Raw genomic sequence first — 16,109 nt, 5'->3', positions numbered from 1 at the left:
GTCGGCGGCGGAACGTTTCCGCGGGCCAGGATCATTCCGCCGGCGGTGCGGCAACGGTTTCGGGGCGCTCTGGGCTCTGGGGGTTGAGGAGGTGCTCATGGGAGCCCAGAAGGCCGCGTGCGACGAGGAGTTCCGCGCGTTCACCGGCAGCGCGTGGACGCGGCTGCTCAGGACGGCATACCTGCTCGCGGGGGACAGGCACACCGCCGAGGACCTGGTCCAGCAGGCCCTGGAGCGGGCGTACGTCGCCTGGGGCAGGGTCCGGGCGGCCGACGACCCGCACGCCTACGTGCGCCGGATCCTGATCAACGAGCACGCGCGGCGGTTCCGCCGCCGGCCGTCCGAGTACCTGGTCACGGCCGTTCCCGACCGGGCCGCGCCCCAGGGCGCCGACCCGGACGACCGGGCCGCGCTGCTCGCCGCCCTCGGCAGCCTGCCGGCCCGGCAGCGCCAGGCGGTCGTGCTGCGGTACTGGGAGGACCTCACCGAGACCCAGACGGCGGCCGCGATGGGCTGTTCCGTCGGCACGGTGAAGAGCCAGTCGGCGAAGGGCCTGGCCAAGCTCAGGGCGGCTTCCTCACTCACCGGACTGACGAGCATCGGAGGCAGGGGATGAACATCGAGGAACTGGCCGGGGACGAGGCCGCCGCGGCGCGGGTGCTGAGCGGGCTGGCCGAGAGTGTCGAGATCGGGTCGGCGCCGTACGACCGGCTGATCGCCGGGGGCCGGCGGCGGCTGCGGCGCCGGCGGGTGCTGAGCACCGGCGCGGCGGCGGTGCTGGTCGCGGCGGCCGTCGGCGGGGTGGCGGTGTTCGGCGGGCTCGGCCAGAAGGGGCCGGGCGTCTCGGACGTCGCGGCCGCGCCGTCCGCGGTGGCCACCAGCGAACCGGCGGCCGCCGTGACCGTTTCGGCCACACCGACCGCCCCCGCGCGGGACCCGTTCACCCCGGTCCGGACCGTGGTCGGCCACGGCACCGCGAACGGCCGGCAGTGGCAGGCGTGGGCCGCGCTCTGGCCGGCGACCGCCACGAAGGAGGACGCCTACCGCCAGGCCGAGCTGATCTGGGAGGACCGGCACGCCGCCATCCCGCAGCTGCCGAAGACCACCCGGGCGGACATCGACCGCGGCTGGAACCCGCACGTGGACACGGTGAACCTCTACCTCACCGTGGACGGCCAGCGGCAGGTGGACGACACCGTGCACCAGACCGACGTCCCGGGCGGGCCGGACACCGGGGCGGGCTCCAGCAGCCCCACCTCCGGCGGCGGGGCGATGCTCGGCTTCAAGGGCGCGGAGATGGGCGCCTCGCCGGTCGTGATCGAGGGCGTCCGCCCCGGGGTCGCGAAGATCGCCGTCACCTGGAACACCGGTGGCACCAGCGAGGCGGTGCCGGTCACCGTCGGGGACTCCCCGACCCGCTGGTACGCCGTCGCCAAGAAGCCCGGAGCCCAGCCCGACACGTACACGTACCTGGGCGCGGACGGCACCGCGCTGGGCACCAACACCGGGTGGTTCCGCTCCTTCTGAGCCGCCGCCTCCGCCCGATTGTCAGTGCCGTGCCCCACAGTGGTGCGGGACAGTGACAATGACGGACCGTCAGCGGCCCGGAGGGTGGTGACCGATGAGCGGCGTGACGGGGTTGTCGAAGGAACGGCTGGACCGGGTGCACACGGTCCTGGCCGGACACGTCGAGCGGGGCGGGGTGCCCGGGCTGGTGGCGGCCGTCGCCCGGGACGGCGACGAGCACGTCGAGGTGCTCGGCCGCATCGGCGCCGACGGGGGTGCGCCGATGCGGCGGGACACGCTCTTCCGGATCGCGTCCATGAGCAAGCCGGTCACGGCCGTGGCCGCGCTGACCCTGGTCGAGGAGTGCGTCCTGCGGCTCGACGACCCGGTCGACGACCTGCTGCCCGAACTGGCCGACCGGCGGGTGCTGCGCCGGCCCGACGGCGACCTCGACGACACCGAGCCCGCCGTCCGGCCGATCACCCTGCGCGACCTGCTCACCTTCCGGCTCGGGTACGGCCTGGTGATGCTCCCGCCGTCCGCCCCGATCGCCGGGGCGATGGCCGACCGCGGCATCAACGTCCAGCCGCCCCGGGCCGACTGCCCCGCGCCGGACGAATACCTGCGCCGGCTCGGCGAGTTGCCGCTGCTGCACCAGCCCGGGGCGGGCTGGCTCTACCACACCGGCTCGGCCGTCCTCGGCGTCCTGCTCTCCCGCGCCTGCGGGAAGCCGCTCGGCGAGGTGCTGCGCGAGCGCGTCCTGGAACCGCTCGGCATGCGGGACACCGGCTTCGTCGTCCTCGCCGACCAGCTGCACCGGCTCCCCGTCGAGTACATGCGCGACCCGGGCAGCGGGCGGCTCGTCCCGTACGACGACCCCGCCGACAGCGCGTGGGCCCGCGAACCGGACTTCCCCGACGGCGGCGGCGACCTCGTCTCGACGGTGGACGACTACCTCGCCTTCGCCCGGATGCTGCTCGGCGGGGGCAGCCACGGCGGCGTCCGGATCCTCTCCCGCCCGACCGTCGAGCTGATGACCGCCAACCAGCTCACCCCCGCCCAACTGGCCTCCGCCGCACCGCTGCTCGGCCGCGACGACCTCACCGGCTGGGGCTTCGGCGTCTCCGTCACCACCACCCGCACCGGCCTCGCCGCCCCCGGTCGCTACGGGTGGGACGGCGGCCTCGGCACCTCGTGGTTCAACGATCCGGCGGAACGGCTGGTGGGCATTCTGCTCACCCAGCGGATGTTCGAGAGCGCCGCTCCGCCGCAGGTGGTGCAGGACTTCGAGGTGCTGGCGCACCAGGCGGTGGCGGGGTGAGGGTCTTCAGGGGGGCTCCTCAGGAGCTGAGGGCGGCCTCGTCCGGGCCCGGGAGCCAGTCGCGGGCGGGGTCGTACTCCAGCCACCGGCTGCGCCGCGCCTCCTCGGCGAACGCCCGCAGCAGCGGCTGCAGTTGGGGGTGTGGATCGGCGTTCGGGGCGCCGCTGCGCCAGACCAGCGACCAGGCGTAGAGCGGGGTCGGGTCGGCCAGCGGCACCGTCCGGACACCCGGCCGCCCCGGCGCGGCCGGGACGTCCGGCAGCGGGCAGTCGGCCGGGACGAGGGAGAAGCAGGACGGATCCGTCCGGACCCGGTCCACGAAGTGCTCCAGCCCCAGATTGGTCGAGCCGACCCGCTCCTCGATGCCGAACCGGACGGCGAACCGGGTCAGGAAGTCCAGCCGGTCCACCGCGGCCGGATAGCGCAGCACACTGCCGCGCAGGTCGGCCGGGCTCAGCACGTCCTGGCCGGCCAGCGGATGGTCGGTGCTGAGCAGCGCGTCCACCGGCTCCAGCCGGACCAGCCGGTGCGTCAGCCCCGCGTCCCGGCCGTCCGGCAGCGGGTGCACCCGGCCGAAGCCCGCGTCCGGCTCCCCGCGCAGCAGGGCCGCCGCGACCGACGGCAGATCCCGCCCCGGTACCGGCTCCACCTCCAGCCCCGGCGTGCCGTCCACCGCCTGGGCGACCGTCCGCATCGGCGCGTACAGGTGCCCCCACACGTCGATCCGCAGCGGCCGGCCCGTGCAGGTCACCGCCGCCACCGCGCGGTCCCCCTGGTCGAGCACCCGCCGGGCGGGCTCCAGGAACCGCCGCCCCGCCTCGGTCAGCCCCACACCCCGGGCGTCCCGGTCCAGCAGCCGCACCCCGAGGGCGGCCTCCAGCCGGGCCACCCGCTTCGACAGCGCCTGCTGGCTGACCGCGAGCCGGCCCGCCGCCCGCCCGAAGTGCAACTCCTCGGCGGCGGCCACGAACGCCCGCACCTGCGCAAGATCGAGATCCATGGGCGTCCACCCTAGGGCGTGTCTGACAATTCCCGCCTACCGCGCGACGCCAGGGCACGCACCTCGCTGCGTTGTCGTCGGTCGCCGATGTCCCCCAGCCTGGCGGCCGGGAGGTGCCCCCACCGCATGGACTCCCTCCTCCGCCTTGCGATGCACGCACCCTGACGCCGCGCGCATGCGCCGGGAATTGTCAGACACGCCCTAGGGGGCGCCTCCCGCACGGACGACAACTGCCCGTTGTCGCCGCCGCTCGGCGGTTGTTGGACCGGCCCGCGCCGGGCGCGGTGTGCTGAGCGGGTTCACGGATGGACGTTGAGAGAGGGCGAACGGGATGAAGGCACTGACACCGACCGGCCGGGCGGACGCACCGGTCGGCTTCGCCGAGGTCGCGCAGCCGGAGCCGGGGCCGGGGGAGGCCCTGGTCAAGGTCGAGGCGTTCTCGGTCAACCGGGGCGAGACCTTCCAGCTGGAGGCCCCCAGGCCCGGCTGGCGGCCCGGCAAGGACGTGGCCGGCCTGGTCGTCCAGGCCGCCGCCGACGGCTCCGGGCCTGCGGTCTGCCGCCGGGTGGTCGGCCACCCGCCCGCGGGTGGGTGGGCCGAGTACGTGAGCGTCCCCACCGCCTCCCTCGCCGAACTCCCCGACTCGCTCGACGCCGTCCGGGCCGCCGCGCTCCCGTTGGCCGGCCTCACCGCGCTGCGCCTGCTCCGCACGGCCGGCGCGCTGGCCGGCCGGCGGGTGCTGCTGACCGGGGCCTCCGGCGGCGTCGGGCACTACTTCACCCAGCTGGCCTCCGCCGCAGGGGCCGAACTGACCGTGGTCACCGGCTCCCCCGAGCGCGGCCGCCGGCTCGCCGACCTCGGCGCGGCCGAGGTCGTCCACGAGGTCGGTGCGGCGCGCGGACCGTACGACCTGGTGCTGGAGTCCACCGGCGGCGCCGCCCTGCCGCTCGCCCTCGCCCGGCTGGCCCGGCGCGGCACGCTGATCTGGTTCGGCCAGGCCTCCAGGACGCCCGCCACCCTCGACTTCTTCGACTTCTTCGCGGGCCCCGAGTCCGCGACCCTGCGGCACTTCCACTACGCCGACTCCGACGTGTCCGACGGCCGGGACCTCGCCACCCTGGTCCGCCTGGTCGGGGAGGGGCGGCTGACCCCGGAGCTGGGCCGGGTCGCCCCCTGGAGCGAGACCGCCACCGTGCTCACCGACCTGCGCGACCGCCGGATCCGCGGCAAGGCCGTGCTCACCCTGGCCTGACCACCTGACCGTTGCTCTCACCCGACCATCGCTGAAAGCGGGTTCACGATGCACGACGTCGACCTCTCGTTCCTCGACGCCCCCGGCTTCCTCGCCGCCTTCGTCGAGGAGAACCGCCCCCGCGCCCACGGCGCCGGCCTCGACCCGTACGACTACACCCGGGTCACCGCCCCGCTGACCTCCCCGTACGACTGGCCGGCTGCCTGCCGCGCCGCCGGGCAGCGGTACGCCGAGACCGCCGAGCACGCCGCCGCCGAGGGCCGTACGGTCACCGCCGGCGAGGCGTACCGGACGGCAGCCCGCTGGTACCACCTCGCCGGGCTGCTCCCGCACCCCGACCGCGAGGCCGCGGCCCGCGCCGCCACCGAGGCGGACGAGGCCATGCGGCGCTCGCTGGCCCACCTCGACCCGGGTGCGGAACGCGTGGAGGGCGACGGCTTCGCGGGCTGGCTGCGCCGGCCCAAGGACGGGCGGGGGCCCGGCGACGCGCGGCCGGTGGTGCTGGTCGTGCCGGGGATGGACTCCGGCAAGGAGGAGTTACACGCGGTCGCGGACGCGCTGCTCGCCCGGGGCCTGGCCGTCCTCGCGATCGACGGACCCGGCCAGGGCGTCCTCGCCGCCACCAGCGCCCCGGAACCGGACTACCACCGCGTCGTCGGCCGCGCGATCGACGCCCTGGCGGAGGTTGGTGGCGGGGGCCGCCGTGGCCTGGACCGCTGTGGCCTGGACCTCGACCGGATCGCCGTGATCGGCCTGAGCCTCGGTGGCTACTACGCCGCCACGGCCGCCGCCCACGAGCCGCGCATCCGCGCCGCCGTCCTGGTCAGCGGCCCCTACCGGCTGGACTGGGACGCCCTCGTCCCGTTCGTCACCGCGACCCTCGCCCAGCGCTGCGGCGGCCTCGACGCCGCCCGCGCCTTCGCCCGCCGCGTCGACCTGACCACCCTCGCCCCCGCGATCACCGCCCCCGTCCTCGTCGTCGAGGGCGGCGAGGACGCCATCCCCGGCGTCACCAACGCCACCGCCCTCCCAGGGGACCTCCTCCTCGTCCCCCACGGCAACCACCTCCTCGGCACCGCCCTCCCCGACTGGCTCCCCACCACCGCCGACTGGCTCGCGACCCACCTGGCCGCCCAGTAGCGCCCGGAGTCAGTACGGCAACAGGTCGGCGGTCCCCAGCTCGAAGTCGAACGGCTCCGGAATGTGCAGGATCTCCCCGAAGGCGATGTCCTCGCGCCGGTGGTACCGGGTGCCGTCCGGCCTGCTGAGCAGGGTGACGGTCTTCTCCCGGGCATCGACCAGGAGGTACAGCGGGATGCCCATGAGCGGGTAGTCCCGCACCTTCCCGACCCAGTCGTTCTCAGGGTTGGACGGCGAGACCAGCTCGACCGCGATCGCGGCCAGCTCGGCCGGCACCTGGTTGTCGGTGGTGGCCAGCGCGTCGTCCGGAAGGTACGTCAGGTCCGGATTGCGGCTCTTGCCGACGTTGGGCGAGATCAGATCGGTGTTCTCGCTCGGCAGCAGCCCGGGCGGGGTATGTGCGTCGAACTGGCGGCGCACCACCAGCAGGTTGCGCCGGTGGATGCCCGAAGGGCTCACCATCATGACGATGGTGTCGCCGGAGATCTCCACCTTGAACCCGTTGGGAAGGCTCCTGCGGGCCTCTTCCAGGAGTTCGAAGTGTTCCGGGGTCATAAGCGCCGCGCCTCCCGAACTGAATCCGCCGGTGTCCGACACCCAGCGTAGTCGCGGCGCAGGGCCCCGGAACGGCGAAAACCCCCGTAGCGCGTGCGCTACGGGGGTTTCCCGGCTGTGGCCAGGGCCGGGGTCGAACCGGCGACCTTCCGCTTTTCAGGCCAAGCCGGGGCATCGATACGCCCTGTTTTGAGCGGTTCTGACGTCCGTAGAAGTGCGGCTGCGGACGTCATCGTGCACGGCGGTTGGCGGCAGCGTTGGCGTCAACCGGAGTGCCGGGATCGGGCCCTGCTCACCAGTCGAGTGCGCGCAGTTGCCGGTTGGTCTCGCGCAGGTCGAAGTGGGCCGGGTCGAAGTCGGCTGCTGACTCGAGACCGAGCCAGCGCAGCAGGTCCTCGTGCTCCGGGTGGGCGGGGTCGCGGAGGGTCTGCTTGAGTTCTTCGTACCCGCCCGGGCCGCCGCAGTCCTCGGGTGGGCAGGCTCCCGCTCCGTCCACGCAGGCGGGATAGTGCTGGCCCGCCTCGGCTGCCATCCGGTGTTCCACGGTGATGCGGTGATCCCACGAGTCGCCAAAATCGTAGGTGTAATCGAGGTGTGCCCCCTCCTTGGCGACAGTGGCCAGGGCGGCGGTGGTCTCGTCGACGAAGTCGAGCTCGGACGAGCGGCGCCCGTAGTCGACGCCGTTCGCGCTGAACGCGTGCAGGTGGCAGTTCTGCCAGCCCATCGCCGCCTGGACGACCCGGTGCAGGTTGTCGAGGCGGATACCGGCCGGCACCTGGACGCGGCGCCACACCGCAGGCTGATCCACATCGGCGAGTTGGATGCGGAGCTGGTAGACCGGGTCGCCAGGGCGTGGCTCCCCGCGTAGCCGGGCCAGGGTTTGACGGCCGTCCGAGGTGAGAGTGACGGACTTGCCGGTCTGCTGGGCGGCTCCGAGGCCCTTGAGCGTGGCGAGGAGGCGGTCCACGTCGCGGTCGTTGCTCTGACGCAGGAGGCGAAGGCGGTCCTCGGGAAGGTCGTCGAGGACGAAGAACCCGGACAGCGCCTCCCACACCGCAGCCCGCAGCTTCTGCTCCGGCACCGGGAGGTCCGTGGCGTAGAGGCTCGTCAGCACCGCCCGCAGCCCGGCGGGGTACTCCTCCGAGAGCATCGAGCCGAGCCACCCGGAGGGGAGTACCGCCTCGCCGATGCGCGGCAGGGCCTCGAACAACGCGTCGAGGATGCGCTCGGGGTCCTCCAGTACGCGCGCGTTCTTCTTGACGGGCACCAGGCGGCCGCCGGTGACCCGCAGCAGCCGGGCCGCTTTGGCCCATTCCGCCAGCAGGTTCAGGTGGTACAGCTCCTGGCTGGACTTGGTCTTGAAGGTCCTGTCACCGATGGCCGGGTCGATGGTGTCGCCGGTCTCCAGAAGAGCGACCAGGGCCCGCGCGTCTGCGAGGGTGACCTTGCCCGTCTGGGTGAGCTTGCGTCCCGCGCCGATCCAGCTGACGAGACCTCGGACCTGCTCGACGGTGCGTGGCTGCTCGGGTTCCATCGCCGCTTCCTGTCTGCTCTGGGCCTGACGGATTCCATCATCGAGGACCGGCATTCCCGCTAGGGTCGCAGCGATGAGCGAGTACCAGTACTACGAGTTCCTGGCGATCGACCGACCGCTGACCAGCGACGAGCAGGAGCAGCTGCGGTCGCTGTCCACCCGGGCCCGGATCACCGCGACCAGCTTCACCAATGAATATCAGTGGGGCAACTTCCGCGGCGACCCTCGGCGGATGATGGAGCAGTACTACGACGCCCACCTCTACCTGACCAACTGGGGCACCCATCAGGTGATCCTGCGCCTGCCCAAGGGGCAGCTCCCGCTGCAGGCGGTGGAGCCGTACTGCTTCGACGAATGCGTCGAGGCGTGGACCACCAAGACCCACCTCATCCTGGACCTGCGCAGCGAGGACGAGAGCGGGGACTGGGACGAGGGTGCCGAGGACTCACTGGGTGCCATCGCCGGGGTACGGGCCGAGCTGGCTTCCGGGGATCACCGCGCCCTGTACCTCGCGTGGCTGTCCGCCATCGGCGCTTGGGCGCTGCAGGACGATGACGAGGAGGCTTACCAGGAAGCGGTCGAGCCCCCGGTCCCGGCCGGGCTCGATCGGCTCACCGCACCGCAGCGAGCGCTCGCGGACTTCCTGCGTGTCGACGCCGACCTGTTGGCGGTCGCCGCTCAGGCCAGCCCGCCCGCCCCCGCACCTCGGAAACGGCCCGGGAAGAAGGAACTGGCGCCGCTGATCGCCGCACTTCCCGAGACGGAGAAGGATGACCTCCTGCTGCGCCTCGCGCTGGGTGGTGAGCCTCAGCTGGGAGCCGAACTCGTGCGCCGGCTGCGTGGCGAGCCGTCTGTCGCGACCGTGCCGGGGCAGCGCTCAGCCGCAGAACTGCTGGATGCCGCGCACGCGCGAGTCGCTGAGCGTCGGCAGCGCGGTGAGCGGGTTCGTGTGGAGGCTCGGGCGGCGAAGCTGTCCACCCTGGCTGCCGACGAGGAAGCGATCTGGCGCGAGGTCGAGAACCACGTCGCGTGTAAGCAGGTGGCCCGCTACGACGTCGCCGTGGCCCTCCTGGTCGAGCTCCGTGACGCCTGTGACCATGTCGGACGCGGCCCTCAGTTCCGGCAGCGACTGGCCGCCCTTCGCGACCAGCGCTGGCACCTGCCCGGCCTGCTGCGCCGGCTCGACGACCGGGCCTTGCGGGGCTGACACCTGTCCGTCCCGTTTGCGGAGGCTCGCCGAGAGACACCAGCGGCCCCACGCGGCGATCCAGCAACCTGAGTCAGTAGCCCTCGGTCCAGAACTGCTGGAGTCGCGCGATCGCCTGGGCCTTGTCCAGCTCGGCGACCTGGTCCTCGGTGAGTCCGACGCGGTTGATCAGCATGTGGACCAGATCTACGGGAAGCGCCTCGCGTGGTGGCCCGGGCGCGCCTCGATCGGGAAGCGTGCCGTCCAGGACGCACGGCCAGAAGACATCCTCCGTCACGTCCAGCTGATCGCGGAGGATGTGCGCCCACATGCTCGCGCCGTACGCGGTGCGGTCGACCGGATGTGACACCCGAGTACGCAGGATCCGCCCATCGGGGAGCCCGAACTCATAGGTGATGTGGTGGGTGCCGGTGCGACCGCGCGCGTCACGTACGCGATCCCAGCCTTCAACCTTGCAGAACTGCTCGTGTCGTTCGCGTGTCGGCTGAGGCCAGGTCACTTCGCGACTCCGAGCAGCCAGTCGCGGAGCTGCGCGTCGTCGCTGAGACCGATCAGCTGGACCAGGCCCCAGTTGTCACGGTGGTTCGGAGCGCTCAGGAGTCGGTCCTGCCAGTCCTCCGCATACTCGCGGAGCGCGTCGATCATCTCGTCGATGGCCTCATCGAACGTGCCGCCGTCCGCGGCGACCGGGAGGCCAGGGAAGAACACCGACCAGCCGCCGCCCTCGGCGACCATCTGGGCCTTGGACGGGCACAGCAGTGTGAGGGCGTGGCGCAGCCGCCCCGCGTCGACCACGGCCGCACAGCCGGCGTCTCGGCGAACGGTCGCGACCCGGCCCTGCCCGGCTGCGTCCAGTAGATCCTTCAGGTGTGCTCGGGCTTCGGTGTAGCTCTCGTAGTGGACTGCTGTCATGGGGAGCCTCCTCGTCCGAGAACCAGGGTGGCGCGCGCCATTAAGTACGTCAAGTACGTCGCGTACTCACCGCTGACCCCAGGACGGCGGTGACCGTCCGCTGTGTCGTTGGCGTCAAACAACGCAAAAATGCCCCCGAAGCGATCTGCTTCGAGGGCATCGTGCCTGGTCAGGCGATGTGGCCAGGGCCGGGGTCGAACCGGCGACCTTCCGCTTTTCAGGCCAAGCCGGGCAGTCGAGATACCCCGGTTCGGGTGGGCTCTGCTGTTCGTGGAAGTGCGGCTTCGGGTGCCGTCGTCCACGCCGGTTGGCGTCGGCGTTGGCGTCAACCGGCGGAGCTTCGCATGTGCCGGCTGTGCTCAGTAGGGGAGCAGGCCGGTCGTGATCAGCTCGAAGTCGAACGGCCCGGGGTGCGGGCCGAGCTGGCCGCCGGGGATCGCCGCGCCCTGTACCTCGCGTGGCTGTCCGCCATCGGCGCCTGGGCGCTGCAGGAGGACGACGAGGAGGAGTACCGGGCGGCGGTCGAGCCCCCGGTCCCGGCCGGGCTCGATCGGCTCACCGCACCGCAGCGGGCGCTCGCGGACTTCCTGCGTGTCGACGCCGACCTGTTGGCGGTCGCCGCTCAGGCCAGCCCGCCCGCCCCCGCACCTCGGAAACGGCCCGGGAAGAAGGAACTGGCGCCGCTGATCGCCGCACTTCCCGAGACGGAGAAGGATGACCTCCTATTGCGCCTCGCGCTGGGTGGTGAGCCTCAGCTGGGAGCCGAACTGCTGCGCCGGCTGCGCGGCGAACCGTCTGCCGTGACGGTGCCGGGGCAGCGCTCCGCCGCGGAACTGCTGGACGCAGCGCATGCGCGAGTCACGGAACGTCGGCAGCGCGGTGAGCGGGTTCGTGTCGAGGCGCGGGCGACGAAGCCGACCGCTCTGGCTACTGACGAGGAAGCGATCTGGCGCGAGGTCGAGAACCACGTCGCGTGTAAGCAGGTGGCCCGCTACGACGTCGCCGTGGCCCTCCTGGTCGAGCTCCGTGCCGCCTGTGACCATGTCGGACGCGGCCCTCAGTTCCGGCAGTGAGTGGCCGCGCTCCGCGACCAGCGCCGGCACCTGCCCGGCCTGCTGCGCCGGCTCGACGACCGGGCCCTGCGGGGCTGACGCCCGTCCTGCCCGCGTGTGGGGCTCGCCGAGGGACACCGGTGGCCCCTGGGCCGTGACCAAGCGGCTGGAATATCAAGTGCAGGCATTTCGCAAGCGTTGCAGCTAAAATGCCTGCATGACTGCGATCACGATTCGTGAAGTCCCGGACCCGATTCTCGAAACCCTCAAGCTCAAGGCGGCCAAGGCAGGGAAGAGTCTCCAGGCGTACCTGCTCGACCTCGTCACCCGCGAGGCGGCCACGCCGACGTTGGCCGAGATGATGGCCCGCCTTGACCGGGAGACCCGTACCGACGTCAGTACCTCTGACATCCTCGCCGCGATCGATGACGGGCGGGAGCGTCGGTGAATTCAAGCGTTGTCATTGACTGCTCTGCGCTGGTGCGGGTGCTCACCGACCACGGCCCCGCCGGCCACGCCGTCCGCGACCGACTCCGCGGGGTGGATGCGCTTGCCGCCCCTGGCCTGCTCGACTACGAACTCGTGTCGGCTCTCTTCGGCATGGTGCGGGGCGGCAAGCTCGCGGAGAAGGAAGCGGTGAAGGCCATAGCCGACTACCAGGCACTCGCCATCACACGACACGAGACGCTGATCCTCTGGCAGCGGGTGCGAGAACTGCACCACAACATCAGTGCATATGACGCCCAGTATGTGGCGCTCGCCGAGACCCTCGGCGTGCCGCTCGTCACCAGCGATGCCCGAATCCAGCGCAGCGGTGCGGCCAAGTGCACCATCGAGGTCTTTGCCTAGCCGCTGGTGAAGGCGGGCCGGAGCAGAGCAACGACCGTCCGCTGTGCCGTTGGCGTCAAACGGCACGAAAATGCCCCCGAAGCGAACTGCTTCGAGGGCATCGTGCCTGGTCAGGCGATGTGGCCAGGGCCAGGGTCGAACCGGTGACCTTCCGCTTTTCAGGCCAAGCCGGGCAGTCGAGATCGATGGAAGGGCCGCTGGCTTCAAACCTCTGGTCCCGTCCCCGCTGGCGGCTCACTACGCTAGGTGTGGTGAAAGCCGAACGAAGCCTCGCGATCTGGCTGGCCGACCGTACTCCCTCGCAGCTGACCGAACTGCTGGAGCAGCGCGAACTTCCCTACGCGGCCAGGGTGGCGAGCCTGACCGACCTGGCCGGCCACCTGTTGACGGACGCCTCCACGGCCCTGGGGCTGAGCGAGATCAGCCTCGGGGACCTTCAACTGCTGGTCGCTGTGGCAACCTTGGCCGAACGGTTGCACGGTCCGCTGCCGGCCGTTCCGCCTGCTCATCACCTGTTCATGGGCTACGGAGGCCGTTCACCACGGCTCGACGCGCCTGCGGTCGACCCCGCTGACCGGTCCGTGACCCGGGACCAGCTCTTCCGATTCCTGCAACTCGACGGCGCGGGTCGGTCCGCGGCCGAGGCCGCGCTGTCCCGGCTGACCGAGCGGGCCCTGGTACTGCCCTCGTCCGGAAGCAGGGTCATCGTTCCGATCCTGGTCCACCGCCAGGCGGGCGAAGGCGGCGGTTACGGTCGGCCCGCCGAACAACTGCTCACCGAGGCCTTCAACGCTCCGGAGATTCACCGCATCGCGCAGGGGCTGGGGCTCGCGAAGGCGCGGACTCGGGACGAGGCGCAGCGGCAGATCGTGGACGTGCTCAGGGACGCGAAGCGCGTGCGAGCCATGGCCGCCGAGGCGCCGCCCGCGGCCTTGGACCTGTTGGACAAACTGGTCCCGGGCCCGCCACTGCTGCGCACGCACTGCTTCGTCTCCCGGTACGGCGGTTTCTACCCGGGTTCCGGAGGCAAGTTCACCTTCCGGGAAGGCGGCTCGGGAGATCCCGGCACGGACTGGCTGGCCGCCCGCGGCCTGGTCCTTCCGGTGGATGAGGACCTGGCGGAACTGCCGCGCGAGGTGGCGGACGCGTTGCGCGACCACGACCGCGCGCCGAGCTACCAGTCTGCCTCGCCCCCGGTCGAGGGCACGGTGGAGATCCCGGCTGGTGCAGTCGAGAGCCAGGCGCAGGCGGCGTTGACCGAGGCGGCCTCCCGGGTCGAGCTGATGCTCCGCCAGGTGGCCGTGCAGCCGCTCGCTGTGCGCAAGGCGGGCGGAATCGCAGTCCGGGACACCCGTCGGCTGGCGAAGGCGGTCGGCATGCCGGAGGAACAAGCCCGGCTGTGGCTCGACCTGGCGAACAACGCGGACCTGATCATCCCTTGCGCCGAGGAAGCGGAGGCCCCGACGAGAGGACGGGGCCGCGCGCGTCGGCCGGAATCCCAGCCACCTGCCCGGATGCTGCCCACCGAGCGGTACGACGAGTGGCTGGCGGCTCCACCCGCTCAGCGGCTGCTGCCGCTCGTCGCCACCTGGGCGGTGGTGCCCGAGGTGTTCAGCTATTGGCCGGACGAGAATGACACCCCGGTCGCGCTGGTCACGCCGGAGGACGGCGAGGCTGTCGATCTGCGCCATGCCGTGCTGGAGGCTCTGGCCACCCTCCCGGCCGGGCACGGAGTCCCCACCGGCAAGTCCGCTCGCGCTCGGGCGACCGCTCTCGCCGGCCTCATCGCCACGGCGGCCTGGTTCCGCCCGGCCGCCCTCGCCCAAGGTGCGTGGGAGGCTGAGCGGGTCGAGGCGACCCTGGCGGAGGCGGAGCTGTTCGGGGTCGTCGCCCACGGAGCGCTGACTCCGCTCGGGCACGCCGTGCTCGGGCTCCTGAGGGCGGGTGCACACCGCCACTTCCCCGCCGTTCCGGGCGCCGGGCCGGCGCTGCGCGACCGTCCTGCTCTGGACGACGCGGTTCGGCAGCTGTCCACAGCCCTGGACGCGCTGCTGCCCGCGCCGCAGACCACCGTCCGGTTCCAGGCGGACCTTACGGCCGTGGTCGCCGGAGCTGCCGCATCGGAGCTGACCGACCTGCTGGCCGCCTGTGCGGACCGGGAGTCGGAGGGCCATGCCGTGGTGTGGCGGATCACCCCTGCGGCGGTCCGCCGGGCGTTGGACTCCGGACTGGACGCCGCCGACCTGCTGGCTCGGCTGGCCGACGTCTCCGAGGGCGGGCGGCCGCTTCCGCAGCCCCTGGAGTACCTGATCAAGGACACCGCGCGGACCCACGGCAGGATGCGAGTGGTGCGCTCCGCCTGCTGCATCCGCTCCGATGACGAGGCACTGGTGTCGGAGCTCGCCGCGGCCCGTGCGCTGTCCAGGCTCGGGTTGCGACGGATCGCGCCGACCGTGCTGATCAGCACGGCCGAGCCCGAAGCAACCCTTGCCGCGCTTCGGGCCGCCGGCTACGCCCCCGTGCTGGAGGCGGAGACCGGGACGACGGTCATCGAGAAGGCCCGCCAGGAACGCGGTCCCAAGCGCATGCCGTCACTGTCCGGAGCGCGACCGCGTCACGGCAAGGGGCCGAGCACCGCCACTGCGCTGGCGAGCGCGTTGCTGGCCGGCCGGTGACCAGAGGGGGATCGCCCCAAGCGCTCGGACAGGGCGATGTGCGCCGCGCCGTGGCGGTGAAGTCACCTCGGAGCTCCCTGACTCGGGGTAGGAGCTCAGCACGCTGGGCGCGTTGAATCGGTAGCGAGGGCAGCGTGTCAGTGGCCTTCGGTCCAGAACTGTTGGTACTCGCTGTCGGGCGGAAGGATGGTGACCGTCCGCCGTTCCGTTGGCGTCAAACGGCACGAAGATGCCCCCGAAGCGAACTGCTTCGAGGGCATCGTGCCTGGTCAGGCTATGTGGCCAGGGCCGGGGTCGAACCGGCGACCTTCCGCTTTTCAGGCGGACGCTCGTACCAACTGAGCTACCTGGCCGTACTGCTTCGTCTCAGGTGAGACGAGCGATCCCGACGGGACTTGAACCCGCGACCTCCACCTTGACAGGGTGGCGAGCTAACCAACTGCTCCACGGGACCTTAGGTGGCTGGTGGGCCACCAGGTCTTGCGGCACTGCACTTTACTACGGTACTGCGTGCCCCCAACGGGATTCGAACCCGTGCTACCGCCTTGAAAGGGCGGCGTCCTGGGCCACTAGACGATGAGGGCTTGCGGCCTGTCCCGCTGTTTCCAGCGTTCGGGGACGTCGAGAAGCATATGGGATGCCGGGCGGATCGCCAAAACGGGTTTCGGCCGGGTGGGTGTCGGGTGGGTGCGGGGCCTGTTGGGGCGGGGTCAGGACCAGCCGAGTTCGCCGAGCTCGTGGTCGTCGAACCCGAAGTGGTGGGCGACCTCGTGGATCACGGTGGTGCGGACCTCCTCGACGACCTCCTCATGGGATTCGCAGTGCCGGAGGGTGGGGCCGCGGTAGATGATGATCCGGTCGGGGAGGACGCCCGCGTACCACTCGCCGCGTTCGGTGAGCGGGGTGCCCTCGTAGAGGCCGAGGAGTTCCGGGTCGGCGGGGTCGGGTTCGTCCTCGACGAAGACCGCCACGTTGTCCATCATGGCCGCGAGCTGCGGGGGAATCTGGTCGAGGGCATCGCTGACCAGCGTCTCGAACTCTTCCCGGGTCATCTCCACCGGATCATTGTCGGGTCTGGGGTGATGGTGTGCCAGGTGGTCGGGGCC

General features: G+C 71.9%; 16 protein-coding genes and 3 tRNA genes. 10 read left to right on the top strand and 9 right to left on the bottom strand.

The annotated features are described in order from the left end of the window. Nucleotides 1-97: 97 nt before the first annotated feature. The 3 genes from KV557_RS26375 (at nt 98) to KV557_RS26365 (ending at nt 2,827) form a co-directional block, all read left to right on the top strand. Entirely contained in the window at nt 98-616 is a 519-nt protein-coding gene (locus KV557_RS26375; protein WP_218203980.1) for a SigE family RNA polymerase sigma factor, read from the top strand. After that, a complete protein-coding gene (locus tag KV557_RS26370) occupies nt 613-1,527 on the top strand; it encodes a hypothetical protein (RefSeq protein ID WP_218203979.1) in 915 nt (304 codons plus the stop codon). The genes KV557_RS26375 and KV557_RS26370 overlap by 4 nt, the downstream gene beginning before the upstream one ends. A 94-nt stretch (nt 1,528-1,621) precedes the next feature. Beyond that, nucleotides 1,622-2,827, top strand: coding sequence for a serine hydrolase domain-containing protein (locus tag KV557_RS26365; protein WP_218203978.1), 1,206 nt, complete (start codon nt 1,622-1,624; stop codon nt 2,825-2,827). 19 nt (nt 2,828-2,846) lie between these two features. Here KV557_RS26365 and KV557_RS26360 read toward each other — a convergent pair whose 3' ends face one another. Next, complete coding sequence (locus KV557_RS26360; RefSeq protein WP_218203977.1) at nt 2,847-3,827, bottom strand: LysR family transcriptional regulator; 981 nt, start codon at nt 3,825-3,827, stop codon at nt 2,847-2,849. A 331-nt stretch (nt 3,828-4,158) separates the two neighbouring features. On the opposite strand from KV557_RS26360, the gene KV557_RS26355 reads away from it, so the two are divergent. Both KV557_RS26355 and KV557_RS26350 read left to right on the top strand, forming a co-directional pair. After that, the gene (locus KV557_RS26355) at nt 4,159-5,079 is read left to right on the top strand and encodes a zinc-binding dehydrogenase (protein WP_218203976.1); all 921 of its coding nucleotides are present in this window, start codon (nt 4,159-4,161) and stop codon (nt 5,077-5,079) included. A gap of 48 nt (nt 5,080-5,127) precedes the next feature. Next, nucleotides 5,128-6,219, top strand: a complete 1,092-nt coding sequence (locus KV557_RS26350) for an alpha/beta hydrolase family protein (protein ID WP_218203975.1) — start codon at nt 5,128-5,130, stop codon at nt 6,217-6,219. 9 nt (nt 6,220-6,228) lie between these two features. Here KV557_RS26350 and KV557_RS26345 read toward each other — a convergent pair whose 3' ends face one another. Then, entirely contained in the window at nt 6,229-6,774 is a 546-nt protein-coding gene (locus KV557_RS26345; protein ID WP_218203974.1) for a Uma2 family endonuclease, read from the bottom strand. A 292-nt stretch (nt 6,775-7,066) separates the two neighbouring features. After that, the gene (locus KV557_RS26340; protein ID WP_218203973.1) at nt 7,067-8,308 is read right to left on the bottom strand and encodes a plasmid pRiA4b ORF-3 family protein; all 1,242 of its coding nucleotides are present in this window, start codon (nt 8,306-8,308) and stop codon (nt 7,067-7,069) included. A 73-nt stretch (nt 8,309-8,381) separates the two neighbouring features. Here KV557_RS26340 and KV557_RS26335 point away from each other — a divergent pair, with 73 nt between their 5' ends. Beyond that, nucleotides 8,382-9,515: a hypothetical protein gene (locus KV557_RS26335; protein WP_218203972.1), complete on the top strand. Its 1,134-nt coding sequence runs from the start codon at nt 8,382-8,384 to the stop codon at nt 9,513-9,515. Nucleotides 9,516-9,588: 73 nt separating this feature from the next. Here the strand turns inward: KV557_RS26335 and KV557_RS26330 are convergent, their stop codons facing one another. Together KV557_RS26330 and KV557_RS26325 are read right to left on the bottom strand one after the other, a co-directional pair. After that, nucleotides 9,589-10,014 carry a cytotoxic translational repressor of toxin-antitoxin stability system gene (locus KV557_RS26330; protein ID WP_218203971.1) on the bottom strand — a complete coding sequence of 142 codons (426 nt, stop codon included), beginning with the start codon at nt 10,012-10,014 and terminating at the stop codon, nt 9,589-9,591. Continuing rightward, a complete protein-coding gene (locus tag KV557_RS26325) occupies nt 10,011-10,427 on the bottom strand; it encodes a type II toxin-antitoxin system HicB family antitoxin (RefSeq protein ID WP_218203970.1) in 417 nt (138 codons plus the stop codon). Before KV557_RS26325 ends, KV557_RS26330 begins: the two co-directional genes overlap by 4 nt. A 344-nt stretch (nt 10,428-10,771) precedes the next feature. Between KV557_RS26325 and KV557_RS26320 the strand changes: the two genes are divergently transcribed. The 4 genes from KV557_RS26320 to KV557_RS44545 all read left to right on the top strand — a co-directional run bounded on the left by KV557_RS26320 (nt 10,772) and on the right by KV557_RS44545 (nt 15,003). After that, nucleotides 10,772-11,500 (top strand): hypothetical protein, encoded by a 729-nt coding sequence (locus KV557_RS26320; protein ID WP_218203969.1) that lies wholly within the window; start codon nt 10,772-10,774, stop codon nt 11,498-11,500. 196 nt (nt 11,501-11,696) lie between these two features. After that, nucleotides 11,697-11,927: a FitA-like ribbon-helix-helix domain-containing protein gene (locus KV557_RS26315; RefSeq protein ID WP_218203968.1), complete on the top strand. Its 231-nt coding sequence runs from the start codon at nt 11,697-11,699 to the stop codon at nt 11,925-11,927. Then, nucleotides 11,924-12,328, top strand: a complete 405-nt coding sequence (locus KV557_RS26310; protein WP_218203967.1) for a type II toxin-antitoxin system VapC family toxin — start codon at nt 11,924-11,926, stop codon at nt 12,326-12,328. Before KV557_RS26315 ends, KV557_RS26310 begins: the two co-directional genes overlap by 4 nt. 251 nt (nt 12,329-12,579) lie before the next feature. Beyond that, complete coding sequence (locus KV557_RS44545; protein WP_218203966.1) at nt 12,580-15,003, top strand: helicase-associated domain-containing protein; 2,424 nt, start codon at nt 12,580-12,582, stop codon at nt 15,001-15,003. Between the two features lie 279 nt (nt 15,004-15,282). On the opposite strand, the gene KV557_RS26300 is transcribed toward KV557_RS44545, so the two are convergent. The 4 genes from KV557_RS26300 to KV557_RS26285 all read right to left on the bottom strand — a co-directional run bounded on the left by KV557_RS26300 (nt 15,283) and on the right by KV557_RS26285 (nt 16,055). Next, nucleotides 15,283-15,356, bottom strand: a tRNA-Phe gene (locus KV557_RS26300). A gap of 27 nt (nt 15,357-15,383) precedes the next feature. Further along, nucleotides 15,384-15,457, bottom strand: a tRNA-Asp gene (locus KV557_RS26295). Between the two features lie 57 nt (nt 15,458-15,514). Further along, nucleotides 15,515-15,587, bottom strand: a tRNA-Glu gene (locus KV557_RS26290). Nucleotides 15,588-15,713: 126 nt separating this feature from the next. Next, complete coding sequence (locus KV557_RS26285; protein ID WP_218203965.1) at nt 15,714-16,055, bottom strand: metallopeptidase family protein; 342 nt, start codon at nt 16,053-16,055, stop codon at nt 15,714-15,716. Nucleotides 16,056-16,109: the final 54 nt, after the last annotated feature.

The organism is Kitasatospora aureofaciens (assembly GCF_019192735.1).
GTDB lineage: Bacteria > Actinomycetota > Actinomycetes > Streptomycetales > Streptomycetaceae > Kitasatospora > Kitasatospora aureofaciens_A.
Note: the sequence above shows the minus strand (reverse complement) of the source record. Positions and strands in the feature narration are given on the sequence as shown.